The organism is Filimonas lacunae (assembly GCF_002355595.1).
In the GTDB taxonomy this organism is placed as follows: Bacteria; Bacteroidota; Bacteroidia; order Chitinophagales; family Chitinophagaceae; genus Filimonas; species Filimonas lacunae.
Genome location: NZ_AP017422.1, coordinates 4,288,281 through 4,315,011, shown reverse-complemented (window position 1 = coordinate 4,315,011; position 26,731 = coordinate 4,288,281). Strand labels below are relative to the sequence as shown.

Below are 26,731 nucleotides of genomic sequence, written 5' to 3'. Positions count from 1 at the left end.
GAATATTAATAAGTATAGGAATACTGGTTGTTTACAATCGCATAGGCATCTTTCCGCATCTTTTCATAGCTGTTGCTGTTGTACAATATAGCTTCGCAACTTTTTATAAACTCATTGCTGGTTTCTGCAGCAATATAATGTTTGCCAGGTTCCAGGTCAAGTCCGTTTACTGCTTCCTGTGTGGCAATTACAGGTAAGCCGTATTGCATAGCCTCCAGTACTTTTATTTTAGTACCACCGCCTGCATGTAAAGGGGTTACTGCCAGTTGGGCTAATTGATACACACTTGCCAGATCGTTACAATTGGCATAAACTGTAATGCCTGGAGTTTGTTGAAGGAAGGAATGTAAGGAGACAGAAGGAGCATAGCCTGCCACTATGAGTGCAAACCTGTTATCACGTTGGTGCATAATACGGAATACATGGTTTACAAACCAGCGAATAGCTTCTTCATTGGGGTAGTAGCCCAACGTACCTACAAATAACATAGTGAGACCATGCGTGGGCGAGATGGAGGGTATAGGTTTGCTTTCTATTTTGTTAGCATGTATATGAATGTCTAAGGTTAAAAAGCGGCTGCTTAACAATTCCTGATCTTTGCGTGAACAAACAAAAATTCTGTCAAATAGTCTCAGCATTTTGTGTTCATTGACATAAAACTGTGCCGCAGCCAGTTTGTGATAAATGCCTGCTTTGTATATGCGGTTTTTAAGCAGAAGATTGCCTATACTATTCCACGTTGCAGACTCTATATCGTCCATGTCAAGCCACATACTGGTAGTATGAGTAACTGTTTGCAGGTACTGTGCAAACTCACTAAGATATAACCGGAAACAGATGATTTTTTCATAACGTAGATTACTATATAAGTTGTATAGCTGTTTCCTATCGTGTTTTTGTAAGGGGTACCAGCCTAGTAAAGAAGAGCCTCTGATCGAGCCCAGGGTAAAGCTTAGGCATATAGCAGCCATATGTGCCACTTTACTGATTCTTGCATAGGGTATTGAAAGTTGGTGATGTTGATAGTTGCTCAGAGGTACTGTGGGGGTATGTAAGTTTTGTGTGGTAATCACCAGCCAATCCACCTCGTAGTGGTGTTGCAGTTTTTGCAACCAGTAATAAGCTCTTTTTTCCCGGCCAGATCCATTATTGTCGGGTAAAACAGGACTGATAAATAGTATCCTTTTCATTAATTAAGCGTAATAGTTTTGTTTGAAAACATTTCTGCAGTCTGATTTCTATGGGTAATAAATAGAACTGCACCTGATGACATATAAGCGAGTATATTGGTCATTACTTCTTTTTCTGTGGTTTCGTCTAAAGCAGCGGTGGCCTCATCCAATAATAATACCCGCGGCTTCTGGTACAAAGCTCTTGCTATACTCAGACGCTGTCTTTGGCCTCCGGAGAACAGGGTGCCATTGTCGCCAATCTCGGTGTAAATGCCATTAGGCAGGCCTGAAATAAACCCATCCAATTTTGCCATTTTTAACGCTTCCCAGGCTTGTGGTTCATTCATATTGTCATTGCCAAAGCAGATATTGGCTAATACTGACTGGTTTAGCAGAAATACTTCCTGAGACACATAGGTGATTGCTTTTTCTGCTGTGTGCAGGCTTGTTGAAATAAAGATGTTGCCTTTTGTTGGTTGCAGTATACCACCGCATAGCATTATTAATGAACTTTTGCCTGTGCCTGTAGGGCCTGTAATGGCAACAGTGTCACCCACGTTTATGTCATAGGAAAAATGATGGATAAGTGTGTGGCCGGATTCATAGCCAAAACTGATATTGTCTAATCTGATTAGGGTTTGGACAGGGAGATTGTCATCAGGCATCAATGGCTTTTGCGCTACCCCATTTTCTAATTCATCCTGCACAATTCTCGCATTCATTTTACTGCCGTAAAGTTCTGTATAGGACGATAAGAACAAGGAAATAGAAGGTAACATCCGACGTGTAAGCACTGCAATGGTGGCCAGGGACGCTATCAGGTTTTGATAACTATAAGCGTGCTGGTGTGTAATAAACAGTAATATGCCTGTTAAGGATAGCGTTATTATCAGTTCCAGTACTAAGCGGGGAATATGTGGCAAAATAGAAAGTTCAACCTTGGCTTTGCCTAAAGAATCGAGGTTGTTACCAGTACGTTTTAAAAAAAACTGGTTTGCTTTGTATATGTTTATTTCCCGGTTAAAATTGAACAGTTCATATACATGTTGGAAGAAATTTTTTTGAGAGATTTCGTGTTTGTCTGAGGCATCATACAGCTTTTGCTTCAGGTATAATCTGGATATTAGCACAGATATAAGAGATGTGAGTATCAGGCTTATAATTAGCAAGGGCATTTTAAATAGAATGGCAATGCCAATTAAAACAAAAGTGCAACAGGCGTTTATTAAGTTGAGTACAATCTGGAATGAGTAAGAATAGTTAAGAGCGGTTTCTGTTACATTTTTCATTCGTGCAGACCGGTTCTCCGAAGAAAAACTTTGCCATGACATTTGCATGTATTTTTCCAGCAGTCTCATGGAAAACAGCTGGAATACCTGTTGGGTAAAATGTTTGGAGGCTTTAATAGAAAAATATTCAACAAGTTGTCGCAGAGCGGTTATTACGCCAATAACAATAAAAATGGTAGTGAATTTATCCCTGTTAAAAGTAATGCCCCTTATCACTACATGTTCGTTTTGTAGTACTATAATAAGTACATATAACCAATAGGCAGACAGTATATCCAGTAATGGCAAAATACAAATCCACCCTATAGCATGTTTCCATTGCCCTTTTAAAGAGGCAGGCAGGGATGAGGTGATATACGATATGTCACCAGTGAAATTAAAAAGTGATTTTGCGTAACGCATTTTTTAATCTGGATTTTGTGTGTAACCAAAGGTGTTTTCTGGCAAAGCGTTTTCTTTCCTGCTCGTATTGTTGCCGGGTAGTAAATATGTCGCCGGGCAAAAACTGCTTTGCAATAGTGGCATAAGTAGTGTTGGCAAATGCTACATATGCTGGCGTTAATTCTAAATGGCTGAAATAGGAAAAGTCTGTCCGGCTATAACTCCACCAGAGATGGGCCCATAAATGCATGCTGTATATATCTTCCCGGTGAAGAGGGTGGTTCATGAAAAGGTTATGAATTCCTTTTTTGTTCCAGCCAAAGTGAAAAAAGGAAGATTGTGGTTCTACATGAACAGCTGCTTCCGGCTTCTGGCTTAATATATAAGGTAAAAAGGTGGAGTGCCCACTCCATGATCCATCAAAGTATTGGTGAATTTCCTGTAACCATTGCTGAATAAAAACAGATTGTGGCGCTGCCATTATAAAAGCATTACATAATGATCCGCCTGCTTTTTGTGCCATCGTTTCCTGCCAGTTCACCATCTCTTTTCCCATAACACAGTCGTGCAGGTAAAGCGTGTCTGGTATTTTTTTTACGAATAAGGTATCCATATCCGCATATACTCCTCCATATTTCAGTAATACTTCCAGCCTGATAATATCTGATATATGGGCATATCGGAATATTTCTACCGCTTTATTCTTATACTCAAAAGTTTCGATGAAGTTGCTGTTGGTTACTTTACACAGCGTAATGTGGGGAGCTATTCTATCCCACCATTCGCCATAAGGCAAATGCTGATAGTGGAAATATATTTTCTCCGGCTTGTTTACTTCCAGGCATGATGCAAGGCACAAATAGTGCATCAGATGAAGGGGGGCTGTCTGAGGAATAAGCCCAAATACAAAATGGAATATGTTAGGTATTTTGGTCATGTAGTACGGTAAGAAGATGGTTGATAATTGTTGTATTATTAAATTGTATTTGCACTTGCTTACCTGCGCTTAGGCCTTTGCTGCTTGCGAGCGCTGGCTGTTCGTAAACAAGGCGCATTAGCCGACGTGCGTGTTGAATGTCGGCTAATGCCCAGCTTTGGCTAGAGGAGTAAGAGTTGTTTCCAAACGCTGTTTGCACCGGAGACAGGGTGTAATTAACCAGAAATGAATTAGCAGATGACAAATAATCCATTACACCACCATACCCTGTAATAATAACAGGCTTATTAAACCAGGTAGCCTCATAAGCTCCCATGCCCCAACCTTCGCCCCGGGCGAGAGACACAAAACAAGAGCCCTGCAGGTGCAGATGCTGTATATCTTCCTCACTTAATGTATCTGTAATATGAAAAATAGCAGCGTTGTTTTTATAACGTTTCAAAGAGGAGGTCATGGCCCTAGCTGCTGTTCCTACGCTTTTACGGAAAAGAGTACGCCAGTTTCTTTTATAGGAAGACCAGTCGGCATTGCCGGTTTTCAAAATAAGACAGATATTGTCGGCTGCTGTAAACTCCTCGCAAAAGGCCTGTATCAATAGTTCAGGAGCTTTACGTTCACTCCATACGCCTATATTATATAGTATGCATTTACCCCGGGCCGATTTTAGTATGTCTTCCAGTTGAGCGTTGGCAATGTTGCTAACAGGGGCTGTACCATGATATTGGGAAATATGGGGAAGCACTTCAATGGGCGCTGATACTCCGCATTGTTGAAAAACCTTCTTATTCCAGTGACAGGGTACAAAAATGCCGTCCATTGTATTGAGAATGTCTTTCCAATGGCCTGGAATGTTATCTGTTTCCCAGGTGGTATACCCCCATACTCTTACCTGTGGGTTCCGTTGTTTTTCTTTTTGTAACCAATATGGGAAATATTCAGGAACGGTATGAACAATGACAGAATGATAACTGCCCACATTTATTTCGTGTACTATCTGGCCACCTTGTTCAGTATTGCCGGGCTGTATGCCGCAATAACTAACAGGTATCTTTGTTTTTTGCAAAGTGGAAAACAGAGCGTGTGCTGCATTCCCATAGCCTGTGGTTTCTGCAAATCCTATATACTTAATACCTCGTAATTCTGTTCTTTCTGCACAATTCATCAATAGTCCCTTTAAAAATTTTTAGGCTTTTAGCAAAGCGTTAGTAGCACAATGGAAACTCAGTGAAAAGTAGGTCTGATCTTGCAAGACACTGGATCTTACGCGAAATAACTATAAGAAGGGCGCTATTCGCATATTACAAATGAGATATTCGAAGAATATGTGTATTAACAGGGTGATTTATGAGGATAACTGGGTGAATTATGTGGAAGGAATAGAAGGCCGTTCCTATTGTTATAATGAAGCAACAGTTGCCTGTTGTGGGCAAAAAATAAACTACTTGATTAATTGTCAACATCTTACGTAAGTACTCGTATTGCTGGGCCAGCGTTTGTACCTTTGCAAGAGATATGAGAAAGTATGAAGATTTATACAGGCATAAGGGGTTAAGGAACCAATTGATAAACGTGCTACGTGAAAAAGGCATTACAGACGAGGATGTATTAGATGCCATCAACACTATACCCCGTCATTACTTCTTAGATTCTGCATTTGATCAGATTGCTTATGAAGACAGGGCCTTTCCTATAGGAGAGGGGCAAACTATTTCGCAACCTTACACTGTGGCTTACCAAACCCAGTTATTACAAATTAAAAAGCTGGATAAGGTGCTGGAAATAGGTACCGGCAGCTGTTACCAGGCTACCGTGCTGGCACATTTAAATGCAAGGGTGTACACCATTGAAAGGCAAAAGAAGCTATACGAGCAAAACAAGAACTATATTTTCAAAAACAAATACCCCAACCTGAAGTTTTTTTATGGGGATGGGTTTGAAGGTTTGCCCACATACGGCCCGTTTGATAAAGTAATTATTACCGCAGCAGCACCTTTTATTCCCCCGAAGCTGATAGCACAGATGAAGGTAGGAGGTATGATGGTAATTCCGGTAGATGAAGCCAATGGTGGACAACGTATGTTGCGTATTACTAAAACTGGTGAAAATTCCTGTGTAGAAGAAAGTTTTGAGCTGTTTTCTTTTGTGCCGATGTTGCAGGGAAAAAATGGATAGTATTCTAAACAGTAAACTTATCAATATAAAATGGCTGCCCGCAAGGTGGCCACTTGTTTTGCAAAAAGCTATGGCACTTCCTAAAAAGTTAAGAGGGTTTAGAAAAGTAATGGTAGAAGGCAAATGCTTCTATTGGAGGTTTGCCTCTGTTATTGATATCCGGCCTGCCATGCAGAAGCAAAATAGGCTTTCGGTAGATTTTGGGTGGTACGATACATGGCTATATATTAACGATGATCCAGCCCATAGACCACCTCCTTTTGTCCCATTGGTAGTTTCCCCCGGAGTGGTAAAACAGGCTATCTTATTCGCATTGAGTAATCGTTGGAACACGGACAAAAAAAATGGTCTTATTCAATTGACATATAAGAATCAGCAGTTTTTCATAAAATAGATCTTACATACAAGGTTATGTAACAACTTACTTCTTATAACTAATCTCTACATTGCCCACGCCCTGCCTAACCATATCAATTGCCTGTGCAGCAGATTTGCTTAAATCTATAAGCCTGCCTTTGGCATAAGGGCCGCGGTCGTTAATGCGAACGGTCACTGATTTGCCGTTGGCCAGGTTTTTTACGGTTACCATGGTGCCAAAAGGCAAGGTGCGGTGGGCGGCTGTTAATTTACTCTGGCGGAATATTTCGCCACTGGCGGTTTTGCGGCCATCAAATTCGTTACCATAATAACTGGCTTTGCCTTTTTCTTTTACCAGCTTGCCGCTGCTTTTGGCGGGTGTGGTGGTTTTGGTTTTAGCCGGTTTGCTTTTGCTGTATTCACTTTTTTCCGGAACACTTTGCCTGTGACAGGAGGTTAAGATCAAAATGCAAGTACAGGCGCTAATAAGGATAAGGGGTTTCTGACGCATAACGCAAAATACATCCTTCTGGCATTATATTTTATCTGTTAACAGAAAAAACACCATGGGAGAAGCTGCCATTAAGCTACCTCATAAAGCTATTTTAGCCGTACACCGCAATTACAAAGATGCTGCATCGGTGGTTAAACTGGTTTATGTAAGCGATTCGCTACCGGGTATCACACGCCACAAAAAAGGAAATGGTTTTGGATACACCTTTTCCAATAAACCACTCACTAATAAAGAGGAGCTGGAACGTATTCGTAAGCTGGCCATTCCGCCGGCCTGGGAAAATGTGTGGATATGCGCTTTGCCTAACGGACATATCCAGGCTACCGGCATGGATGCACGCAAACGCAAGCAATACCGCTATCATGCCATGTGGCAGGTGGTGCGTACCGAAACCAAGTTCCATCATATGTACGAGTTTGGAAAAGCGCTGCCTGCGCTGCGGTTACAGCTGGAAAATGATATTGCACAAAAGCAGCTGTGCGAATCAAAAGTGCTGGCTACGGTAGTTAGCCTGATGGAACGTACGTTTATCAGGATAGGGAATAATGAATATGAAAAGCTGAATGGCTCCTATGGGCTTACCACGCTCAAGGATAAACATGTGTCGTTTGAAGGCGATAAGGTGCGTTTTTCATTTATCGGCAAAAAAGGCATTGACCACGATATCACGCTGAAAAGTAAAAGGCTGGCCAAAATAGTAAAACAATGCAGGGATATACCGGGTAAGGAATTGTTTCAATATTATGACGAGGAGGGAAAAAGGCACAGTATTGATTCCGGGATGGTGAATAATTATATACAGGCAGCCACCGGAATGGATTTTACGGCCAAGGATTTCCGCACCTGGGCAGGATCGTTGCTGGCGCTGCAAACATTATGTTCGGCAGGGGAGGTATTGTCCGAAACAGAAGGCAAACGTAATATTAATAGTATGCTGGATGAGGTAAGTGCCAAACTGGGCAATACCCGCACGGTATGCAAAAAATACTATGTACACCCCGGACTCATCCGGTTATACCAGGAGCAAAAACTTACACATTATCTGAAACAGCTGGATCAACTGGAAGAACCTGACCAGATCACCGGTCTTACGCAGGATGAACAGGTGTTGATGAAAGTACTGAAAGCCATTAACCGGGGAAACGCTTCCACATCCTAAAGGCTAAAAAGCGGCACAAACTACAGAAATAGGGCATGGGTGTGCTGGTAGGCTTTTTGTTTTTCTATACCAGGTCATTCACGTTATCTCACAAATGAAATATAACTCTATGAAAAGAAGCTATTTAATTGCAACAGTGGCGGCTCTGACAGTGTTCAGCAGTTGCCAGGTGGTAGGTGGTATTTTTAAGGCTGGAATGTGGTGGGGTATTTTCCTGGTAATATTGGTCGTAATCTTTATTCTGTGGTTATTTAACCGGGGGAAATCATAAATTCCTGATATAGAAACAAATGCTGGAAAAACGTCAGATGAATTCATTCGTCTGACGTTTTTCATTAGTAATCATGGGTTATTTTCTCAAAAACTAACAAACAAAAGCTTAAAATACCCGTAAGGATAGGCAACATCTGTTTTTAGCAGCCCGCTTTTTTTCGTTTACATATATTCCGGATGTACCTTTACATAATGGACAATGATAGCAATATATTGGATGAACTAACAGAACGGGAGTATGAGTACGGTTTTGTTACGGATATTGACATGGAAATTGTTCCTGCCGGCCTGAGTGAAGATACTGTTCGGTTCATTTCTGCGAAGAAAAATGAGCCTGAATGGTTATTAGAATGGCGTTTAAAAGGTTATAAGTCCTTTTTGAAGCAGGAAATGCCCCAATGGCAAAACTTTACCCTTCCCCAGGAACTGGATTACCAGAAGATGAGTTATTACGCGGCACCTAAAACTCAGCCTAAGTATAGCAGTCTGGATGAGGTAGATCCTGAATTATTACGCACTTTCGAAAAGCTGGGCATCCCCTTATCAGAGCAGAAAGCACTGGCTGGTGTGGCGGTAGATGTGGTGTTTGACAGTGTGTCTGTAACTACAACGTATAAAAAGCAACTGGAAGAACTGGGAATTATTTTCTGTTCTATCAGCGAAGCGGTGCAAAATCACCCCGACCTGGTAAAGCAGTACCTGGGCACGGTAGTGCCTTTCTCTGATAACCTGTTTGCTTCGCTGAACACAGCCGTATTCTCCGACGGATCGTTCGTGTATATTCCTAAAGGCGTACGTTGCCCGATGGAATTATCTACCTACTTCCGTATCAACGCGCAAAACACGGGTCAGTTCGAGCGTACTTTAATTATTGCCGATGAAGGCAGTTATGTAAGTTATCTCGAAGGATGCACTGCCCCGCAGCGCGACGAAAACCAGCTGCACGCAGCAGTGGTGGAATTGATTGCCCTGAAGGATGCGGAAATCAAGTATTCCACTGTGCAAAACTGGTATCCCGGTGATAAAGAAGGTAAGGGAGGTATTTACAACTTCGTAACCAAGCGTGGTGCCTGCCGTGGCGACCGCTCTAAAATATCCTGGACACAGGTAGAAACCGGTTCTGCCATTACCTGGAAATACCCCAGCGTATTACTGCAGGGCAATGCCTCAGAAGGCGAATTCTACTCTGTAGCCGTTACCAACAACAAACAGGTTGCCGATACCGGCACCAAAATTCACCATATTGGCCCCAACACCAAAAGCCGCATAGTATCCAAAGGTATTTCTGCCGGCCAGGGCCAGAACAGTTATCGTGGATTAGTGCAAATAGGAAGCAAGGCCGATAACGCGCGTAATTTTACCCAGTGTGATTCACTGTTAATAGGTAATGATTGCGGCGCGCACACCTTCCCCTATATCGAAAGCAAGAACAACACAGCTATGCTGGAGCACGAGGCCACTACCTCTAAAATTGGCGAAGACCAGGTGTTTTATTTAAAAGCGCGTGGTATTGACCAGGAAAAAGCGATAGCCCTTATTGTAAATGGTTATGCGAAAGAGGTATTGAACCAACTGCCTATGGAATTTGCCGTAGAAGCACAAAAATTATTATCACTTACACTGGAAGGAAGTGTAGGCTAAACAAAGAATGAGGACAATGTTAGTTATAAAAGATTTACACGCAGGAATTGACGGTAAAGAAATATTAAAAGGCATTAACCTTACTGTGAACGCAGGTGAGGTGCATGCTATCATGGGACCCAACGGTTCTGGTAAAAGTTCACTGGCTTCTGTATTGGCAGGCCGTGAAAACTATGAAGTAACCAGTGGCGAAGTGTGGCTGGATGGCAAAAATGTGCTGGAAATGGCACCTGAGGAAAGAGCAAGGGAAGGGGTGTTTCTGGCATTCCAGTACCCTGTAGAAATACCCGGTGTTTCTAATATCAACTTTTTAAAAACCGCTTTAGGCGAAATTCGTCAGCATCATGGCTTACCGCAGTTAACTGCGAAAGAATTCCTGGCTATGACCAAGGAAAAGCAGAAGCTGGTTGAGTTTGACGCCAAACTGGCTAACCGTTCGTTAAACGAAGGTTTCTCTGGTGGTGAAAAGAAAAGGAACGAGATATTTCAGCTGGCGATGTTAAATCCTAAGCTGAGTATCCTGGACGAAACCGATTCAGGTTTGGATATTGATGCGTTACGTATTGTATCGAATGGAGTAAATAAACTGCGCTCAAAAGACAACGCTTTTGTACTGATTACCCACTACCAGCGCCTGCTCGACTACATCGTTCCGGATGTGGTGCATGTACTGTACAACGGTAAAATTGTACGTTCGGGTACCAAAGAACTGGCACTGGAACTGGAAGAAAAAGGCTATGACTGGCTGAAAGAAGAACTGCGCGTACGTGAATCATCCATTCAATAAATATTATGACAAACCAGGTAGCTACACCTTTATATAATAAACTGGCCGCTGCATTCGAAGCTCGCAATGCAGCAGAGCGCGTTCCCCTGCGGGAAGAAGCGTTCGCCGCCTTCAAGGCCAAAGGCTTTCCGTCCGTGAAGGAAGAAGACTGGCGTTTTACAAGTCTGGTTCCTTATCTGGACGTTGATTTCAATTTAACCACACCTGTTGTTGACGAAAACGTTCTGCAGCAGGCTATTCATAAAGCCGCTATTGAAGGGCTGGATGCTTATAAGCTGGTAGTAGTAAACGGTGTGCTGAACACTGCTTTATCTGCATTACCTGCAGCTGAAAACCTTACCGTAAAAGCTTTACAGCCCATTATTGGTACAGAAGAGTTTACTGCACATTTTCCGGATCATACAGGCGGTAACGCCTTTACTTCTTTAAATACAGCATTCTTTACCGAAGGTATTTATGTAGAAGTTCCTAAAAATGCAGTAGTAGATAAGCCGGTACATATTATCCATTTGTATACCACTGCCGACAGTGCTTTTATACAGCCACGCCAGGTAATGGTGGTAAACCGGAATGCTGATGTGGTGTTTGTAGAAACAGCAGCAGCAGTACATGGGCAGCAGGTTATCTTTATCAACAATGTAACTCAGGTGGTAGTAAAGGAAAATGCGCAATGTACCCATTACCATATCCAGAGCAATGCAGCAGGAGAAAGATATGTGCACCATACCCAGGTTACCCAACACCGCACCAGCCGCTATAGCAATTATACCTTTAGCTTACCCGGTGCCGATCTGTTACGTAACAACCTGGAAATTACACTGGACGATACCGCTACAGAAACCCATTTATATGGTTTATACCTGGTAGCCGGCACTCAGTTAACGGACAATCACACCGCTATTGAACACAAGCACCCGGCTTGTCAGAGCACAGAGCACTATAAAGGTGTGATCATGCAAAACGGTAAAGCGGTGTTTAACGGTAAAGTATATGTACAGCGCGAAGCACAGCAAACCAATGCTTATCAGCAAAACAACAACCTGTTGTTGAGCGATAAAGCACAGGTATATGCCAAGCCGCAGCTGGAAATTTTTGCCGATGATGTAAAGTGCAGCCACGGTTGTACCATTGGTCAGTTTAACCCCGAATCACTATTTTATTTACAGGCACGTGGCATAGGTAAAGAATCAGCACGTAAACTGCTGGTAGAAGCCTTTATGTTTGATGTGGCCGAAAAAATAGAGAACGAGCCTATTAAAGAGCACGTTCGTCAGTTGATTTATCAGAAGATGTCAGAACTGTCCTAACCGGCAGTTTTCCAATAACCAGTAATATGTCAGGTACATTGAATTTAGAAGCGATAAGAAAGGACTTTCCGATACTGAACACAAAAGTGTACGGCAAACAACTGGTGTACCTGGATAATGGCGCCACTACACAAAAACCGCAAAGCGTTATTGATGCAGTAGACCGTTATTACCAGCAATATAACAGTAATGTACACCGCGGTGTGCACCTGTTAAGCCAGCAGGCAACAGAAGCATATGAAGCTGCCCGTAAAACGATAGCTTCCTTTATTCATACAAAGCACGAGCACGAGGTGATTTTTACCAAAGGCACTACCGATGGTATTAACCTGGTAGCTTCCTGCTTTGGACGTGCTTTTCTGAAACCGGGCGACAGTATTCTTATCTCTGCTATGGAGCACCACTCCAACATTGTGCCCTGGCAAATGATCTGCGAAGAAAAAGGAGCCACTGTAAAGGTGATTCCTATGGATACAAAAGGCGTTTTACAAATGGATGCATTATCAGCTTTACTCGACGATTCGGTAAAGCTGGTAGCCTGCACCTATGTAAGCAACTCACTCGGTACCGTTAACCCGGTAAGAGACATTATTGCACAGGCGCATGCCAAAGGCATACCGGTGTTAATAGATGCTGCACAGGCTATACAGCATATTCCTGTTGATGTGCAGGAACTGGATGTTGACTTTATGGTATTCTCCGGTCATAAATTATATGGCCCTACCGGTATCGGTGCTTTATACGGTAAAGAAGAATGGTTAAATAAGCTGCCGCCTTACCAGGGTGGTGGTGATATGATCAAAACCGTAACCTTTGCCAAAACGGTTTATAACGAATTACCTTATAAGTTTGAAGCGGGTACACCTGATATGTCTGGCGCTATAGGCCTGGCCGCTGCTATTGATTATGTGCAGGGGATAGGTTTAGCCGCTATTCAGCAGGCTGAGCAGGAATTGCTGCAGTATGCACTGAAACAACTTTCTCAAATTGAAGGATTACGTTTTATAGGCGAATCGCCCGAGCGTTCCGGTGTTATTTCCTTCCTGTATAAAAACACGCATCCTTTTGATGTGGGCGAATTGCTGGATAAACAAGGTATTGCCGTTCGTACCGGACACCATTGCTGCCAGCCAGTGATGGACTTTTTAGAAATACCTGGCACCGCCCGTGCTTCTTTTGCTTTTTACAACACTTTTGAAGAGGTGGATATGCTGGTGGCAGGCATTAAAAAAGCGGCCGCTATGCTGGATTAAACACACCCATTTAGCTATGACGATTAACGAGAAACAGGACGAGATTATAGAAGAGTTTGAGCTGTTCTCTGACTGGATGGATAAATATGAAAATATTATCCAGCTGGGAAAAGACCTGCCCATAATAGATGATCAATACAAAACAGCCGATCACCTGATTAAAGGTTGTCAAAGCATGGTATGGTTACATGCAGAATACAAAGATGGATTACTGCATTTTACTGCCGATAGTGATGCTATTATTACCAAGGGGCTTATTAGCATGGTAGTAAAAGTATTAAGTGGCCATACACCTAAAGAGATAGCTGAAGCCGATTTGTATTTTATTAATGCTATAGGTTTAACCAGCCATTTATCACCCACCCGCTCTAACGGATTATTATCGATGGTAAAGCAGATAAAAGCTTATGCCATTGCTTATATGGGAAAGGAGCGGTTATAAAGCATTACACAATGGAAGTTACTTTACGCGATCAGATAGAAGATACCTTGCGCACCGTATACGATCCCGAAATTCCGGTGAACATTATGGAGCTGGGCCTGGTATACAAAATTGACATAAAAGATAACAACGCTGTACAAATAACCATGACCCTTACTGCACCTGCCTGCCCTGTGGCTGGCGATATTGTATTGGAAGTGGAAACAAAAGTAAAAGCGGTGGAAGGCGTAAGCGATGTGCATGTGCATATTACTTTCGATCCGCAGTGGACGAGGGAAATGATGAGTGAGGAAGCGAAGCTGGAGCTGGGATGGCTGTAAACTTAAAGTAATACATCGCCCGCACCCGCGTAATCATATATCCTTTTAAAAAGCTTTCGTTGTCTGTATAAAAAGGCGCTGTTTCTACTTCGGCTTTACCATATACAGGCTCTTTGCCTTTCAGGTTGGTAGTGCTTAAAATAATATTCTCGCTGGTATAAGGTACTTCCAGAAAATCCGTTTTAGGGGCGTTCAACGCCAGTTGTAGTTTCTCGCCCCGCTCATACACCAAAAAACGGGAGGTAAGCTGTCCTTTTAATATCCAGTGATTAAAATGCGGCTGGTTTACTGTTTGCATGTTTAGCCAAAGCGTGTCTTTGTATAATTCTGCAATTACACCAAAGGGGGTACCTGTGGTAGGCAAGTAAAAAGGGATTTCTTCTTCCGGAACGGCTCTTTTATAATATCTCCATTCTTTTTTGTTCAACGTATCTATTACATAATCCGTGTAAATGCAAAGCCCGGTGTAACTACGTTTGGTACTGTCTTTATCCGGTTTATTTAAGTATTGGTTTATCACGGAATCTGTTTCGGCCAGCCGTTTTTGGTTGGTCCGCGCCATGGCTTCCTGGTATTTCTTCTTCACCAGCGAATTGTACGAAAGTTGTGCCTGGGCACAGATAACTGAAAATAGGGCAGTAGCCAGTAGCAGTGATTTCATAACGGCCATTAAGTGGTTTGCAAAAAAGGAAGTTATAAAGAAAAAGATTACATTGTTATTGGCTATTCTAATATTTCAACCTTTTTATCAACCCTGACATGAAACCTGTTATTATTCCTTCCTTTTCTGCCAGCAGCGTATTTCATACTGGCTATACCCTGGCGCAGCTTGGGACTATATTTAGCGAAAAGTTAATGGGAGGCTTACCCTTTGGAGGGGAGGATGAGCATCTTCGTGACGAGGTGCCTGCTATATTTATTGAACATAAATTTCTGGATATGTTTTTCCTGTTAATGGGAAATAGCAACACAGCGGAAGATCCCGGCTTTTCAATAAGTTTTTACTCCCGATCGCAAATACCAGATCATGATGAATTTTTATGCAACCCCCATGGGCTAAACGGCTATTGGTATTATCTGATACAAGAGGCTTTAAAAGAAATACCGGATTTGCAGATATCGCCGCTGCACGAAGAAGATCCTGGTAAAGCATTTACCAGGTTGCAAGGTACAGTTACTATCAAAAGCGCTTTATCATTGCCTGAACTGGGGCGTGCTTTAAGTTCCCGCCTTTTATTTGGGCTTCCTTTTTGTCCGGTGGCAGAAGGGTATCAGCGCAAAGAAACTGTAACACTTCAAAAGCAGGTGGCAGGGTTATCTGTAAAACTACATTTACAGGATGAGGGTGTGTATGTTATGGATGTATTTTCAACATTCGTGCCGCCTGGTGAAGAAAATGCTCCCGTAGTGAGCCTGGATGACTTTTTGAAGTATGTAGTAAAAACAAGGTTTGAAGATCTGATGGAAATAGAGGTGCAGGAATAACTTTTTATAAACAAGGTATATCTTATAAAAATAGTGGCATTATATAGGTTGTATAGCTGGTTACATAGTAAAAGCAAAGAGCCGACTTTACAATTGAAAGTCGGCTCTTTGCTTTTGTATAGATAACTATAACACTTCATCTTCTTTCTTCTCTGGCTCAATAGCTGGTGGCATTAGCTTGTACACCACCGGCGTAACAATACGCGACAGCAATGTAGAACTGATTAACCCGCCTATCATAACAATAGCTAGTGGCGATATCAGCGGGTTGCTGGATAACGCGATAGGTAATAAACCACCTATTGCTGTAAGCGTTGTTAAGATGATAGGTAAGAAACGTATTTCACCAGCCTGTTCAATGGCTTCCATTAAGCCCATGCCTTCGCGGCGTAGCTGGTTGGTGAAATCTACCAGCAATATGGTGTTTTTTACTTCAATACCTGCCAGTGCCACAATACCTATGGTGGCTACGAATGACATAGAGTTACCGGTGATCAGCAATGCCAGCACGGCGCCTACAATGCCCAGCGGAATTACAGATAATACAATCAGTGTGCTTTTAAAGGTTTTGAATTCCAGTATCAGCACGGCAATGAAGAGGAACAGTGTTACCATAATAATGCTGCCAAATCCGCCAAAGGATTGGTTCCGACTTTCTATTTCGCCCCCCATCTGGTAAGTATAGCCAGCAGGTAATTTCATTTTGTCCATTTGCTGTATTACGCTTTGTATCACACGGTCGTTTAAGTAGCCTTTCTGAACAAAGGAGTTTACACTTACAATTCTGTTTTTGTTATGGTGGTTAATGCGTAAAGGAGAAGTTTCCAGTCGCAGGGTGGCCAGTTGGGTTAAAGGCACACTCTGTCCCGTAGCATTGTTTACATACAGGTTGTCGAATATAGTCAGATCGGGATAAGAAGGGTGGGGCGTGGTAAGCACAATGGCATAGTCATCGCCATCCGAATCGGGGTTGGTAAAAGTACCCACGTTTAACCCGGCAATAGCCATACGCACGGTGCGGCCAATATTCACAGTAGGCACACCCAACGCCTGGGCTTTGTCTTTATTAATCTGTACGCGGATATCTGTTTTTAAATTACGTACAGGGTTATTGGTGTACAATGTGCCTGGTGTGCGGATGAGCATGGCTTCTACCTGCCCGGCCAGCATGCGCAGGGTATCCAAGTTATCGCCTTGCAGGCGTACCTCTACGGGAGAAATAATAGGTTCGCCTTGCTCAAAGTCTTTTACCTCCACTTTGGCGCCGGGATAAGGTGTCCATTTTTTGCGTAGCTTCTCTATGATCGCCAGCTTTTTATCTGTGCGTGTTTCCGGGTCCAGTTGCACAAACAGCTCCGCAAAATCAGTACGTTCGTTTTGGGTGAACACGTTATAGTAAATGCGTGGGTTGCCTTTACCTACGTTGGTGGCAAAGTATTTTACCTCCGGCATTTGCTTCAGTTCTTTCTCTATTTGTTTGGCAATAGAATCGGTGTAATACAGGCTCGATTGCTGAGGGGCAGAAATATCAATCAAAAACTGAGGCTTCTCCGATGCGGGGAATAAGCTTGCACCTACCACACCCATCAGTTTCAGCGATGCTACAAATATCACCAGCGCTACACCAATAGTAACCCAGGGGCGGTGCAGGGCTTTGTCCAGCAGTTTAGAATAGCTGCCGTGTATCACTTTCTGCAGGCCGCGCATAAACAGATTGCCTTCTGTATGTGCATGTGCTTTCAGCATTTTGCTGGCTAAGAAAGGTACCACGGTTAACGATACCACCATAGATGCCAATACGGCGCTGATCACTGCTATAGGCAAACTGCGGATGAAATCGCCGGATGCTTCAGGTAAAAACATCAGGGGCATAAAGGCAATGATAAGAGTGGCAGTACAACCAATTACTGCGGTGCCTATCTGGGTGGTGGCTTTTAGAGTAGCTTCCAGGCGCGAATGCCCTTCGCGCAGCCAGCGTTCAATGTTTTCTACTACCACAATGCTATCATCTACCAGCAACCCCAGTGCCACTACCAGGCCCACAATACTTAGCTGATTTAAACTATACCCCAGCACATGAATCAGTACAATGCCTATAGCCAGCGATAAAGGGATAGAGATCATCACCACCAGCGATGCGCGGGTGCCCAGTGGCAGCAGGGTTAATAACACCAGGCCAATGGCTATTAAAAAGTCTTCGCCCAGCCCGCCCAGGCGGCGGTTTACGTTATCGGCCTGGTCAAACTGTAATTGCAGGTCAATGTTAGACGGCAGTGTTTGTTTAAACTGCTCAATAACGGGCAGGTAAGCTTTTTGTACCTGTGTAATGTTTTCGCCTGTTTTTTGGGCAGCTACTACAAACACACAACGGTGACCGTTTAAGCGGGTAATATCGGTTTCCGGAGTATAGTCGAAATACACATTGGCTACATCTTTCAGAAAAATGTTTTTACCATTGCTGGTATATACCACGGTGTTCTTTATCTCTTCAATGTTCTGGTAGTTGCCATTGGTTTTAATGTTAAATGATTTATTGCCCTGGTTTACACTGCCGCCCGGGATGTTGGCTATTTCGCTTTGTAAAGCGTTGGCTGCATAGGTAAGCGGAATGTGCAGTTGTGCCATTCTTTCCAGTTGCAGATCTACACGTATAATGCGGCTGGGCAGCCCTACAATCTCTACATTCTTCAATTGCTTTATCTTCTCCAGGTTGTCCTGCAGGTCTTCCGCTGCCTGTTTCAGCTTGTCGCGGGAAGCGTTGTCCGATACAAGGCCAATTTGCAGGATGTTTACGTTGGAAGGATCGGCCTGCTGCACATCTATCTTATAAATGTCTTGCGGCAGGTAACTGCGGGCGGCATTGGTTTCGCGTACCAGTTCCTGGTATTTGTCATCTACATTGCTGCTGTATTTATATTCTACCGTAAGTACGGCCAGGCCATCGCTAATGGTGCTGCGTATACGTTTGATATCGTCCAGGCCGTAAATGCGTTTTTCTAAAGGCTTTACCACCAGCTCTTCCATGTCTTTAGGACTGGTGCCGGGATAAATCACAATCACCGGAAAGTTAGGTGCTTTTAAATCGGGGTCTTCCGAGCGGGGCATGTTCATTACCGTAGTAACGCCCAATGCTATCACCATCAGTACCATAATAAGGGTAAACTGATAGTTCTTTACCGCATATGCTGATATTCTCATGGGTGGGTTGTATTTTGAATGAGGATAGGAGAGTGATCGTTGAGGTAAGCGTTACCGGAAATGATGATGGCCTTCACGCTATCCAGCCCACCGGTTACCAGTACTTTGTTATTGTCTATTCCTCCCAGTGTTACTTTTACTTTGGTGGCGGTTTTATTATCGTTGGTAATAAATACATACCCCTGGTTTTGATCGCCGTCCAGCAGCGCATCATAAGGGATGGTCCAGCCATTTACGGCATGCGATGGCGTAATGGTGGCTTTACCAAATAAGCCCGATGCAATAGCAGTAGGTTTTTGCTGTAATTGCAATTGTATAATAAAGGTTCCGCTGGCGGGGTCAACGCCTTCTGGTTTTTTAGAAACTACAGCTGCAATGGTTTGCCCTGGTAAAGCGTCTGTTTCAATAGTGGCTTTATCGCCTGCCTGTATGGCTGCCCATTGACGATCGCTTACTCCTACCTTCAGTAACCAGCTGCCTTTGCCGGCGCCGTTTACCATTAACACAGGCGTACCGGGGCCTGTAACCTGGCCTTCATTCACAAACTTGCGCAGGACAAATCCACTGGAAGGTGCTTTAATTTCCGAATAGCTTTGGTTAAAGCGAATAGCGGTTAATTGCTGGCGGGCTACATCCAGCGCTGTTTTCGCGTTCTGCATTTGTTCCAGGGTGGCTACACTGTCTTTGTATAAAGCGCTGGCGCGGTTATAGTCACGCTCTGCTTTTTGTACAGATAAGGTAGCCTGCTCTGCCTGTGCATTAATTTCGGCCAGGTGCAGGGTGGCTAATAACTGACCTTTGTTCACCGCATCGCCTTCTTTTACATAAATGCGATCGATAATACCCCCGTTTTTAAAAGAAAGGCTGGTTTCATCATCGGTGGTAAACTGCCCTGTGGCAAATACCTGCTGGCGACTGTCTGCTTTTTCCAGCTGCATCACTTTCACAGGAATGGTGTCTTGCCCTATGGAGGTGTTGGCCACAGGCTGGTTATTATGACAGCTGCCTGCCACCAGTGCGATGGCTGCCAATGAGAGTATGGTTGATTTCATAAATACGTTTATTTATTGTTGATGGGATAGGATGCATTTTCTCTTTCCAGCGAGGCGGCGGCAATCAGCACTTTATACCGGTTAAGGGTAATGGCCAGTTGGGCATGGGTAAGCTGGCTGCGCGCGTCAACGGTTTCTATAAAAGTATTGGTGCCGGCTTTATAGCCTTTGTCAATTAAGCGGAAATAAGTGGCGGCGGCTTCCTGCTGTTTCAGCGTAGCCTGGCAGGTGCGCCAGGCACTATACAGGTTGTTGCGTGCCATGCCGGTGCTTACAGATATTTGCTGTAGTAGCAGGGCTTTGTTCACTTCTGCATTTTTTACATCCAGCTGGCTTTGCTTTATTTTAAGGTTGTTGCGGTTACCGGCATATAATGGAACGCTTAACGAAACGCCGGCCATATAATAGCGGCTTTGCCCGTTAAATTTCCAGTCCTGCGATTGAGAACCAAGGTCTAAAAAGCCGTTAAGCTTGGGCACCCGGTACTGCTGGTTCATTTTCACCACGGTTTGGTTAAGGGTAATCAGCTGCTGCACCTGTTTAATTTCTTCGCGGGCGCTGTTCACCAGCGAATCGCCCAGTTGCTGTGTGGCTTGTTGTAATTGTGCTTCTGTATCGTAACTGTTATCTATTTCAGCAGTGGCTTCCCGGTTGAGGAGAGCGTTAAAGTACAGGCGGGCATTTTGTGTCTGTTGCTGTGCTTCGCTTATCTGGGCATTGATATTCTCGGTTTCGCTTTCCGAGCGCAGCACGTAAGCAGGTAATCCCTTGCCATTTTCCAGCAACTTTTCATTTACCCTTTTGCTTTCCTGCGCCATTTGCAGCGAAGCCTGGTAAATACCTACAGCCTGTGCAGCCATCAGGTAGTTGAAATAGGCGGTTTTAATGCTTTTTACCAGTTCCCGCTTATACACTTCTACTTCATATTCCTGCAAGGTTACCTGTTGTTGCTGGATCTGTTTGTTGTAGCCAATGTCGGTGTTGATGATGGGGATGGTTGTGCGGATTTTGCCATCGTAAAAGTTCTTGGGCAAAAAGTTAATGCTTTCGTTTTTCAACTGGGGAAAACTATTACTGGCGGTTAACTGATTCAGCGTAGAATATACACCGTTCAATAAATCGCCCAGGGGGAGGGGAATGTTACGTCCTCCGTCTGCCGTCTGGTAGTCGAACATAAAATTGACCGTGGGCAGGTACAGACTTTGCGCGTTTTTAAGGGAATACATCGCTTTGTCCAGCGATATATTTTTTTGCTGCAACACCAGGTTGTGCTCAAATCCTTCCTGGATATACTTATCGAGCACGGTAGTTTGTGCCTGGGTGGTAGTTGCAAAAAACGCCGGTAGAGAAAGGGCTAGTGAGAGAATAACTGCTTTCATCGTTAACGGTGTTAAGTTGGTGGGTAAAAAAATTATTGATAACTCATCATGGTAATTAAGCTTTGAAATGCCTGCTCCAAAGCTAGTTCGGGTTGCAACAGCAACTTATGACTACAGGCTACATGGTCCAGGTGGCCAGTAAGCTTTAACGTACACAAACCATGTATGGCCGACCATACCAGTAAGGCGGTGGCCCGTGGTTCCTGTTTTTTAAAATAGCCATGTGCCATACAGTCTTCTATATTGGCCACCAACGTATTAAAAGCTGTGGAACCTTCTTCCCATTCTTCATGATCTTCATGATTTTCAATGAATTCGAGTGGTTCTTTTAAAATAAACATCAGTCGGTAAAAGTCGCTGTTCTCTTGTGCAAACTGTAAATAGATGCGGCCCATCGCTTTTAAACGCTCAAAAGGATCGTCTACATGTACTAATACACTAAAACGATCGTTAAGCTTCATAAAACCTTCACAATGAAGGTCATGCATAATATCGCTTTTATCTTTGTAGTATAAATAAATGGCTGTAGGACTGAATCCTACCGCTGAAGCTATTTTTCGCATAGAAGTGGCCTCAAATCCATCCTTTAAAAACAACTCGCGGGCTGCTTCCAGGATTTTCTTTTTTGACTCCTCACGCGGATTCTCCATCTTCCTGACTGTTACCATGACACAAACTTACTTTACACTGTTAACATGAAAAAATAATTTTCTTTTCCGCACCCCGTTTTATTGTTTTTACTTTGTTGCACTGCTTACAGGTTTGCTTGCCAGGGCAGTGATTTTTATAGCAAATACAATTGTGGTATGAAGACCATTTTCTAAACAGCTTCTTCTGTAACTAACGAAGAAGCGACTCTCGCCGTTTTTTTCTGTTACAGCCATTCAGGGCTGTAAGTAATCCTTTTATTGTAACTGAACTCTTTTATACAAATGACAACTAGTAGTGCTCGTACACGCCTGGAGCGTATCGTGAATTTTATTCAATTATCTATCCGTGGGGGCGAACAGGATTTTACCCAGGGAAATATTACCAGGGCTGTATTTCTGTTAGCCATTCCCATGATACTGGAAATGATGATGGAATCGGTTTTTGCAGTGGTGGATATTTTCTTTGTGGGCAAACTGGGTAATGCCGCTGTGGCCACGGTGGGGCTGGTAGAGTCTGTTTCTACTCTTATTTATTCTGTGGCAGTAGGGTTAAGCATGGCCGCTACTGCTATTGTAGCGCGTCGTATTGGTGAAAAAGATCCCGATGCGGCAGCCCGATCGGGGGCTCAATCTATATTGGTGGCATCCGTTATTAGTTTGCTGGTAAGTGTGGCAGGTATTTGCCGGGCCGGGGATATATTACGTATGATGGGGGCGGGTAGTGCTATTATACAGGAAGGTACACCGTATGCGCGTGTGCTGTTTGGTGGCAACCTGGTTATTATGCTGCTGTTTTTAATTAATGGTATATTCCGCGGGGCGGGTAATGCCGCTATTGCCATGAAGAGTTTGTGGTTGGCCAACCTGTTAAACATTATATTATGCCCTATGCTTATCAATGGCTGGGGGCCTTTTCCGCAATTAGGATTAACCGGAGCGGCTATCGCTACCACCATTGGACGTGGTACGGGCGTATTGTACCAATGCTGGCATCTGGCCAGGGGAAAAGGGCAGCTGAGGATGAAAAAACAGTATTTTTTGCCGGATGGGGCCTTAATCAAATCTGTAATAAGCATTGCTTACACGGGCACCCTGCAGTTTTTAATAGGTTCTGCCAGCTGGATACTACTGGCCCGGCTGGTAGCCGGTTCGGGCGAAGCTGTATTGGCAGGTTACCAGGTGTCGTTACGCATCCTTATGTTTTTTCTGCTGCCAGCCTGGGGGCTAAGCAATGCAGCCGCCACCCTGGTGGGGCAAAACCTGGGCGCACAACAACCAAAGCGGGCAGAGCAAAGTGTGTGGAAGGCAGCTATTATTAACGGCGTGTTTATGTTGCTGGTGACTGCTTTTTTCCGGACTTGCGGACCAGCTATTGTTCGCTTTATTAATAAAGATATACAGGCAGAAGCTACTGCTATTCATGCGCTTAGCATTGTGAGCATGGGCTATCTGTTCTATGGGGTGGGAATGGTGCTGATCAGTGCCTTAAATGGTGCAGGTGATACCCGCACGCCTACTATTATTAATATAGTGGGGTTCTGGTTGGTTCAGATACCACTGGCGTTCACTTTGTCGCAACATACCAGCCTGGGTGCAACAGGGGTGTTTATAGCCATCCCTGCTGCCGAAAGCCTTATTACAGTGCTGGCGTTAGTGTTCTTTATGCGTGGCAAATGGAAGCTGGTAAAAGTTTAGGTAAGGGCTTCTTCCATACACAGCATAAACTTCGCAATATTATTAATACTCATGCCTTTGACCTGGTCAAAGGCATATTCTTTTGTTTGTGTGGATTGTATAATTAATAGTAGGGAAGGCATGGCAACACCCGAAGTTTTTATGGGTAAAAAACTACTCAGCACATAGCCTGTTATAGCACCTATCATAAAGCTTATAAACCAAAAAGCGGGAAATAAAGCGATGCCCGCAGCTGCTAATGTAATAGCGCCCACTACCCGGTGCAACCGTTTTCTGCGATGTATAAAAGCTGTTTTGCGAACGCGGTATTGTTCGTAATCATCATAAATAGTAACTGCACGTATAGCGGAAAGCATAATACTCTCTGACTGTTCCTGACGGTTGATTATCAAACGTTTATTGGTAAGTGTGGCTTGGAAGTTATGAAAGTCACAGGTAACAACAGCATTCTCTTTCATACGGTAATAAATACCGGTTAAGGGTGTTTGCAGCATATAGCAGTCCAATAACAGTGAATAAATATATTTACTGGTTTCCGGAGGAGATTGGAATTTGTGATTGGCTAAATCGTAGGAGTGGATTTACGTAAATATAGCAGACAGTTTCGAATTACGCAAATATGTTTAGTCCTGCTTGTGCTGGCATGGTTTTTTTATATTATCAGCATCTCTCGCATTATTATACATACAATTAAAACAATCGTACAGATCTATGAATCCCGAAAATCTACCAAGAGAGTTTACCATTCACTACCAGGGGGCAGAGCTTCCAGTAACTACTAAATGTGCCAACTTTAAGCAGTTCGTCATTCGTTTGGCAAACGGAACTTTAACAGAAGTGTTTCCGGTAGCTGATAAGTTAGGGAAAGCATGGCACGAAGCGTTTAAAGGCGAAACCGGCCGCGCTAAAGAACTGGGTGTTGCTATTGAAGCTTCATTAAACATCATTCAACAGTTAAATTCTATCCTCAGCTTTCAACCTCAGCAATTGCTGTTGCAACAAAGTAAGGGAAGCCAGGCGTTACTGAAGGGTTAACTGGTAAATGTTTTTGCAAAATGTTTCGTAATGGTTGTATAGTTCCGGCTTATCTACGCACGCACTCGCACCCAGCTGCATTGCCTGTATTTTTAAAAAATCAGGGAACGAAACAGACATAATAATAACGGGAATTTGCTGGTAGGCTTTATTGCCTTTTAGTTCCTGTAAAATTTCCAGCCCATTTTTGCGGGGCAGGTTTAAATTGGTAAGAATGATCTGTGGCAAATGGTTAGGCTGAAGCAAACCTATTAATTTATCATAGTTGTCTGCAAAGCCGGTGATGTCAAAATAGGGACTAAAATGCTGTGCCATCAAATCGCACTCGTCACCATCGTCCTCTATTATTAATATGCGTTTGCGTGTAGCGGGTAATGTATCCATAGCATTGACTTTAACAGTATAAAGCTATTTATTTGCTACTACGTAGTTAGTTAAGCTCGTGTATTTTAAGCGGCATTTATACAACGAGGATTGTTATTTAAACAAAGTTTAATAAAAAAGGCCTTCTTTATATTTCTTTAAGCTGTGTAAACGGCTTGTTGAAATGCAAAGAAGGCCTTTTGCTATGTGTGTATGTAGTCAGTTAAAAGTAACTGAGGTTGGTTTTAGGTGTAAGCGTCAGTAATGTTTCATACATCAGCTGTATGGTGTTTTCTATGTCACGCTTATGCAGCATTTCTACGGTAGTGTGCATATAACGTAAAGGAATAGATATAAGCACCGAAGGGCATCCGTCGTTGGCATAAGCGAAGCTGTCGGTATCTGTACCGGTGCTGCGGCTTAACGAACGCAGCTGCACAGGTATATTGGCGTCTTTAGCCACATCCTGCACCAGGTCCAGCAACTTGTTATGTACGGCTGGTCCGTAAGCTAACGATGGGCCCTTGCCACACATAATATCACCTTCCACAATTTTGTTTACCATCGGCGTGTTGGTGTCGTGGGTTACGTCAGTAACAATAGCCACATTCGGCTTAATGCGTCTGGCTATCATTTCTGCACCACGCAAACCTATCTCTTCCTGCACGGCATTCACTATATACAGTGCATACGGCAGTTTTTTCTTATTCTCTTTTAACAGGCGTGCTACCTCAGCAATCATATAACCACCTACGCGGTTGTCAAAGGCACGGCCAATGTAATAGTCGTATGCCAGCTCGTCAAAGCCTTCTTCATACGTTACTACCGAACCTATATGTATACCCAGGTCTTCCACCTCTTTTTTGTTGCGGGCGCCGGTATCTAAAAACAGGTTTTCCACTTTAGGCTGTGGTTCCTTGTTATCGTTATTGCTTAATCGGGTGTGAATAGCAGGCCATCCAAACACAGCTTTCACCGGTCCTTTTTTGCCATGTATCCATACTCTTTTACCAGGTGCAATCTGGTGGTCAACGCCGCCGTTGCGTTTCAGGTATATAAGGCCCTGGTCGTTAATATAGTTTACAAACCAGCTTATTTCATCCGCATGCGCTTCGATCACTACTTTAAAAGGAGCGTCGGGGTTAATAACTCCCACAGCAGTGCCATAAGGGTCGGTAAAATGAGTATCAATATAAGGTTTCAGGTATTGCAGCCATAACTTCTGGCCGCTGCTTTCAAAGCCTACCGGAGATGCGTTGTTGATATAAGTTTTAAAAAATTGGAGCGATTTTTCGGTAAGCACACTTTTCTCTTTGGTAGCGTCTTTTTTTTCTTTTGCCATAGCTTATCTGTTTATTCGGTACAGAATATAAAAAAATACTGCGGACTTGCCGCAGTACAATATTCAATTCAGTCTAAAATTAGCGTATAATTATCAAAGGAGACGAAACGGTGTCGCTCACATTTCTGGCTTTATCAATAATCCAGAACTTGAAATAGCAACTGTCGTCATCATTATTACCCAACCCTAAAGCACATTTAGGAGCAGTACTAAAGGTAAATTCAATATCTGCTTTCAGGTCTTTTGTCTGAGGCAGTGTACTGGGTATTAAATAGGGATATGGATCGTCGTCCGGTGCCGAGCAATGCAGGGAATGTTTACTGGCCCATATGGTGTCTTCTACAATGTCGCCTTCTTTGTCAGTCACTTCCAGCGTAAAGGTGAGGGTGCTTGCCGTGGTAACAAAACGGGAGTTTTCCGACTTGTATTTCAACTGCGGTTTGGTGGTATAAGCATCCTTTTTGCAGGCTATTACTACTATTCCACTTATTATAACCCCAACTATCAATATTTTTGCTTTCATTTTCC

25 protein-coding genes are annotated in these 26,731 nt (G+C 43.4%); 11 read left to right on the top strand and 14 right to left on the bottom strand.

All coding sequences use genetic code 11. From position 1 onward, the window contains the following. Positions 1 to 5: 5 nt before the first annotated feature. Genes FLA_RS17155 through FLA_RS17140 form a run of 4 tightly spaced genes read right to left on the bottom strand, consistent with a single transcriptional unit; the run spans position 6 to position 4,941 of the window. Positions 6 to 1,190: a glycosyltransferase gene (locus tag FLA_RS17155; protein ID WP_076381443.1), complete on the bottom strand. Its 1,185-nt coding sequence runs from the start codon at positions 1,188 to 1,190 to the stop codon at positions 6 to 8. Continuing rightward, complete coding sequence (locus FLA_RS17150) at positions 1,190 to 2,863, bottom strand: ATP-binding cassette domain-containing protein (RefSeq protein WP_076381444.1); 1,674 nt, start codon at positions 2,861 to 2,863, stop codon at positions 1,190 to 1,192. Before FLA_RS17150 ends, FLA_RS17155 begins: the two co-directional genes overlap by 1 nt. Next, the gene (locus FLA_RS17145; protein WP_076381445.1) at positions 2,838 to 3,779 is read right to left on the bottom strand and encodes a glycosyltransferase; all 942 of its coding nucleotides are present in this window, start codon (positions 3,777 to 3,779) and stop codon (positions 2,838 to 2,840) included. The genes FLA_RS17150 and FLA_RS17145 overlap by 26 nt, the downstream gene beginning before the upstream one ends. Then, a complete protein-coding gene (locus tag FLA_RS17140) occupies positions 3,763 to 4,941 on the bottom strand; it encodes a glycosyltransferase (RefSeq protein WP_076381446.1) in 1,179 nt (392 codons plus the stop codon). The genes FLA_RS17145 and FLA_RS17140 overlap by 17 nt, the downstream gene beginning before the upstream one ends. Positions 4,942 to 5,291: 350 nt before the next feature. Here FLA_RS17140 and FLA_RS17135 point away from each other — a divergent pair, with 350 nt between their 5' ends. Then, positions 5,292 to 5,951: a protein-L-isoaspartate(D-aspartate) O-methyltransferase gene (locus FLA_RS17135; RefSeq protein ID WP_076381447.1), complete on the top strand. Its 660-nt coding sequence runs from the start codon at positions 5,292 to 5,294 to the stop codon at positions 5,949 to 5,951. Between the two features lie 421 nt (positions 5,952 to 6,372). On the opposite strand, the gene FLA_RS17125 is transcribed toward FLA_RS17135, so the two are convergent. Further along, positions 6,373 to 6,819 carry a septal ring lytic transglycosylase RlpA family protein gene (locus tag FLA_RS17125; RefSeq protein WP_084206445.1) on the bottom strand — a complete coding sequence of 149 codons (447 nt, stop codon included), beginning with the start codon at positions 6,817 to 6,819 and terminating at the stop codon, positions 6,373 to 6,375. Positions 6,820 to 6,874: 55 nt separating this feature from the next. Between FLA_RS17125 and FLA_RS17120 the strand changes: the two genes are divergently transcribed. From FLA_RS17120 to FLA_RS17085, 7 genes are all read left to right on the top strand, one after another. Beyond that, complete coding sequence (locus FLA_RS17120) at positions 6,875 to 7,981, top strand: DNA topoisomerase IB (RefSeq protein ID WP_076381449.1); 1,107 nt, start codon at positions 6,875 to 6,877, stop codon at positions 7,979 to 7,981. 465 nt (positions 7,982 to 8,446) lie between these two features. Continuing rightward, a complete protein-coding gene (gene sufB / locus FLA_RS17110) occupies positions 8,447 to 9,895 on the top strand; it encodes a Fe-S cluster assembly protein SufB (protein ID WP_076381589.1) in 1,449 nt (482 codons plus the stop codon). 16 nt (positions 9,896 to 9,911) lie between these two features. Further along, complete coding sequence (gene sufC, locus FLA_RS17105; RefSeq protein ID WP_076381450.1) at positions 9,912 to 10,682, top strand: Fe-S cluster assembly ATPase SufC; 771 nt, start codon at positions 9,912 to 9,914, stop codon at positions 10,680 to 10,682. 5 nt (positions 10,683 to 10,687) lie between these two features. Continuing rightward, the gene (sufD, locus tag FLA_RS17100) at positions 10,688 to 11,989 is read left to right on the top strand and encodes a Fe-S cluster assembly protein SufD (RefSeq protein WP_076381451.1); all 1,302 of its coding nucleotides are present in this window, start codon (positions 10,688 to 10,690) and stop codon (positions 11,987 to 11,989) included. Between the two features lie 26 nt (positions 11,990 to 12,015). Next, on the top strand, positions 12,016 to 13,242 hold the full coding sequence (locus FLA_RS17095; RefSeq protein ID WP_076381452.1) for an aminotransferase class V-fold PLP-dependent enzyme: 1,227 nt from the start codon (positions 12,016 to 12,018) through the stop codon (positions 13,240 to 13,242). 16 nt (positions 13,243 to 13,258) lie between these two features. Further along, entirely contained in the window at positions 13,259 to 13,684 is a 426-nt protein-coding gene (locus FLA_RS17090) for a SufE family protein (RefSeq protein ID WP_076381453.1), read from the top strand. A gap of 11 nt (positions 13,685 to 13,695) precedes the next feature. Then, entirely contained in the window at positions 13,696 to 14,004 is a 309-nt protein-coding gene (locus FLA_RS17085) for an iron-sulfur cluster assembly protein (RefSeq protein WP_076381454.1), read from the top strand. Here FLA_RS17085 and FLA_RS17080 read toward each other — a convergent pair. After that, a complete protein-coding gene (locus tag FLA_RS17080; RefSeq protein WP_144264126.1) occupies positions 13,934 to 14,665 on the bottom strand; it encodes a hypothetical protein in 732 nt (243 codons plus the stop codon). The two genes, FLA_RS17085 and FLA_RS17080, sit on opposite strands and share 71 nt — an antisense overlap. A 98-nt stretch (positions 14,666 to 14,763) precedes the next feature. On the opposite strand from FLA_RS17080, the gene FLA_RS17075 reads away from it, so the two are divergent. Beyond that, a complete protein-coding gene (locus FLA_RS17075; RefSeq protein WP_076381456.1) occupies positions 14,764 to 15,489 on the top strand; it encodes a hypothetical protein in 726 nt (241 codons plus the stop codon). 126 nt (positions 15,490 to 15,615) lie between these two features. On the opposite strand, the gene FLA_RS17070 is transcribed toward FLA_RS17075, so the two are convergent. From FLA_RS17070 to FLA_RS17055, 4 genes are read right to left on the bottom strand one after another with little or no spacing between them, the layout of a single operon-like run. Continuing rightward, positions 15,616 to 18,687: an efflux RND transporter permease subunit gene (locus FLA_RS17070; protein WP_076381457.1), complete on the bottom strand. Its 3,072-nt coding sequence runs from the start codon at positions 18,685 to 18,687 to the stop codon at positions 15,616 to 15,618. After that, positions 18,684 to 19,739 (bottom strand): efflux RND transporter periplasmic adaptor subunit, encoded by a 1,056-nt coding sequence (locus FLA_RS17065; protein ID WP_076381458.1) that lies wholly within the window; start codon positions 19,737 to 19,739, stop codon positions 18,684 to 18,686. The genes FLA_RS17070 and FLA_RS17065 overlap by 4 nt, the downstream gene beginning before the upstream one ends. Positions 19,740 to 19,747: 8 nt before the next feature. Beyond that, a complete protein-coding gene (locus tag FLA_RS17060; protein WP_076381459.1) occupies positions 19,748 to 21,118 on the bottom strand; it encodes a TolC family protein in 1,371 nt (456 codons plus the stop codon). 32 nt (positions 21,119 to 21,150) lie between these two features. Further along, complete coding sequence (locus FLA_RS17055; RefSeq protein ID WP_197705802.1) at positions 21,151 to 21,768, bottom strand: TetR/AcrR family transcriptional regulator; 618 nt, start codon at positions 21,766 to 21,768, stop codon at positions 21,151 to 21,153. A 282-nt stretch (positions 21,769 to 22,050) separates the two neighbouring features. On the opposite strand from FLA_RS17055, the gene FLA_RS17050 reads away from it, so the two are divergent. Further along, positions 22,051 to 23,463, top strand: coding sequence for an MATE family efflux transporter (locus FLA_RS17050; protein ID WP_076381461.1), 1,413 nt, complete (start codon positions 22,051 to 22,053; stop codon positions 23,461 to 23,463). On the opposite strand, the gene FLA_RS17045 is transcribed toward FLA_RS17050, so the two are convergent. Then, on the bottom strand, positions 23,460 to 23,957 hold the full coding sequence (locus tag FLA_RS17045) for a hypothetical protein (RefSeq protein ID WP_076381462.1): 498 nt from the start codon (positions 23,955 to 23,957) through the stop codon (positions 23,460 to 23,462). The genes FLA_RS17050 and FLA_RS17045 overlap by 4 nt on opposite strands. Before the next feature lie 217 nt (positions 23,958 to 24,174). Between FLA_RS17045 and FLA_RS17040 the strand changes: the two genes are divergently transcribed. Further along, a complete protein-coding gene (locus tag FLA_RS17040) occupies positions 24,175 to 24,498 on the top strand; it encodes a hypothetical protein (RefSeq protein ID WP_076381463.1) in 324 nt (107 codons plus the stop codon). Here FLA_RS17040 and FLA_RS17035 read toward each other — a convergent pair. The 3 genes from FLA_RS17035 to FLA_RS17025 form a co-directional block, all read right to left on the bottom strand. Beyond that, on the bottom strand, positions 24,484 to 24,882 hold the full coding sequence (locus FLA_RS17035) for a response regulator (protein WP_076381464.1): 399 nt from the start codon (positions 24,880 to 24,882) through the stop codon (positions 24,484 to 24,486). The genes FLA_RS17040 and FLA_RS17035 overlap by 15 nt on opposite strands. 202 nt (positions 24,883 to 25,084) lie before the next feature. Continuing rightward, positions 25,085 to 26,203 (bottom strand): M42 family metallopeptidase, encoded by a 1,119-nt coding sequence (locus tag FLA_RS17030; RefSeq protein ID WP_076381465.1) that lies wholly within the window; start codon positions 26,201 to 26,203, stop codon positions 25,085 to 25,087. 79 nt (positions 26,204 to 26,282) lie between these two features. Next, the gene (locus FLA_RS17025; RefSeq protein WP_076381466.1) at positions 26,283 to 26,726 is read right to left on the bottom strand and encodes a hypothetical protein; all 444 of its coding nucleotides are present in this window, start codon (positions 26,724 to 26,726) and stop codon (positions 26,283 to 26,285) included. Positions 26,727 to 26,731 lie beyond the last annotated feature (5 nt).

Coding starts and splice junctions, on each gene's coding strand:
- FLA_RS17155 (WP_076381443.1), bottom strand. CDS start 1,190: ATGAAAAGGATACTATTTATCAGTCCTGTTTTACCCGACAATAATGGA.
- FLA_RS17150 (WP_076381444.1), bottom strand. CDS start 2,863: ATGCGTTACGCAAAATCACTTTTTAATTTCACTGGTGACATATCGTAT.
- FLA_RS17145 (WP_076381445.1), bottom strand. CDS start 3,779: ATGACCAAAATACCTAACATATTCCATTTTGTATTTGGGCTTATTCCT.
- FLA_RS17140 (WP_076381446.1), bottom strand. CDS start 4,941: ATGAATTGTGCAGAAAGAACAGAATTACGAGGTATTAAGTATATAGGA.
- FLA_RS17135 (WP_076381447.1), top strand. CDS start 5,292: ATGAGAAAGTATGAAGATTTATACAGGCATAAGGGGTTAAGGAACCAA.
- FLA_RS17125 (WP_084206445.1), bottom strand. CDS start 6,819: ATGCGTCAGAAACCCCTTATCCTTATTAGCGCCTGTACTTGCATTTTG.
- FLA_RS17120 (WP_076381449.1), top strand. CDS start 6,875: ATGGGAGAAGCTGCCATTAAGCTACCTCATAAAGCTATTTTAGCCGTA.
- sufB (WP_076381589.1), top strand. CDS start 8,447: ATGGACAATGATAGCAATATATTGGATGAACTAACAGAACGGGAGTAT.
- sufC (WP_076381450.1), top strand. CDS start 9,912: ATGTTAGTTATAAAAGATTTACACGCAGGAATTGACGGTAAAGAAATA.
- sufD (WP_076381451.1), top strand. CDS start 10,688: ATGACAAACCAGGTAGCTACACCTTTATATAATAAACTGGCCGCTGCA.
- FLA_RS17095 (WP_076381452.1), top strand. CDS start 12,016: ATGTCAGGTACATTGAATTTAGAAGCGATAAGAAAGGACTTTCCGATA.
- FLA_RS17090 (WP_076381453.1), top strand. CDS start 13,259: ATGACGATTAACGAGAAACAGGACGAGATTATAGAAGAGTTTGAGCTG.
- FLA_RS17085 (WP_076381454.1), top strand. CDS start 13,696: ATGGAAGTTACTTTACGCGATCAGATAGAAGATACCTTGCGCACCGTA.
- FLA_RS17080 (WP_144264126.1), bottom strand. CDS start 14,665: ATGAAATCACTGCTACTGGCTACTGCCCTATTTTCAGTTATCTGTGCC.
- FLA_RS17075 (WP_076381456.1), top strand. CDS start 14,764: ATGAAACCTGTTATTATTCCTTCCTTTTCTGCCAGCAGCGTATTTCAT.
- FLA_RS17070 (WP_076381457.1), bottom strand. CDS start 18,687: ATGAGAATATCAGCATATGCGGTAAAGAACTATCAGTTTACCCTTATT.
- FLA_RS17065 (WP_076381458.1), bottom strand. CDS start 19,739: ATGAAATCAACCATACTCTCATTGGCAGCCATCGCACTGGTGGCAGGC.
- FLA_RS17060 (WP_076381459.1), bottom strand. CDS start 21,118: ATGAAAGCAGTTATTCTCTCACTAGCCCTTTCTCTACCGGCGTTTTTT.
- FLA_RS17055 (WP_197705802.1), bottom strand. CDS start 21,768: ATGGAGAATCCGCGTGAGGAGTCAAAAAAGAAAATCCTGGAAGCAGCC.
- FLA_RS17050 (WP_076381461.1), top strand. CDS start 22,051: ATGACAACTAGTAGTGCTCGTACACGCCTGGAGCGTATCGTGAATTTT.
- FLA_RS17045 (WP_076381462.1), bottom strand. CDS start 23,957: ATGCTGCAAACACCCTTAACCGGTATTTATTACCGTATGAAAGAGAAT.
- FLA_RS17040 (WP_076381463.1), top strand. CDS start 24,175: ATGAATCCCGAAAATCTACCAAGAGAGTTTACCATTCACTACCAGGGG.
- FLA_RS17035 (WP_076381464.1), bottom strand. CDS start 24,882: ATGGATACATTACCCGCTACACGCAAACGCATATTAATAATAGAGGAC.
- FLA_RS17030 (WP_076381465.1), bottom strand. CDS start 26,203: ATGGCAAAAGAAAAAAAAGACGCTACCAAAGAGAAAAGTGTGCTTACC.
- FLA_RS17025 (WP_076381466.1), bottom strand. CDS start 26,726: ATGAAAGCAAAAATATTGATAGTTGGGGTTATAATAAGTGGAATAGTA.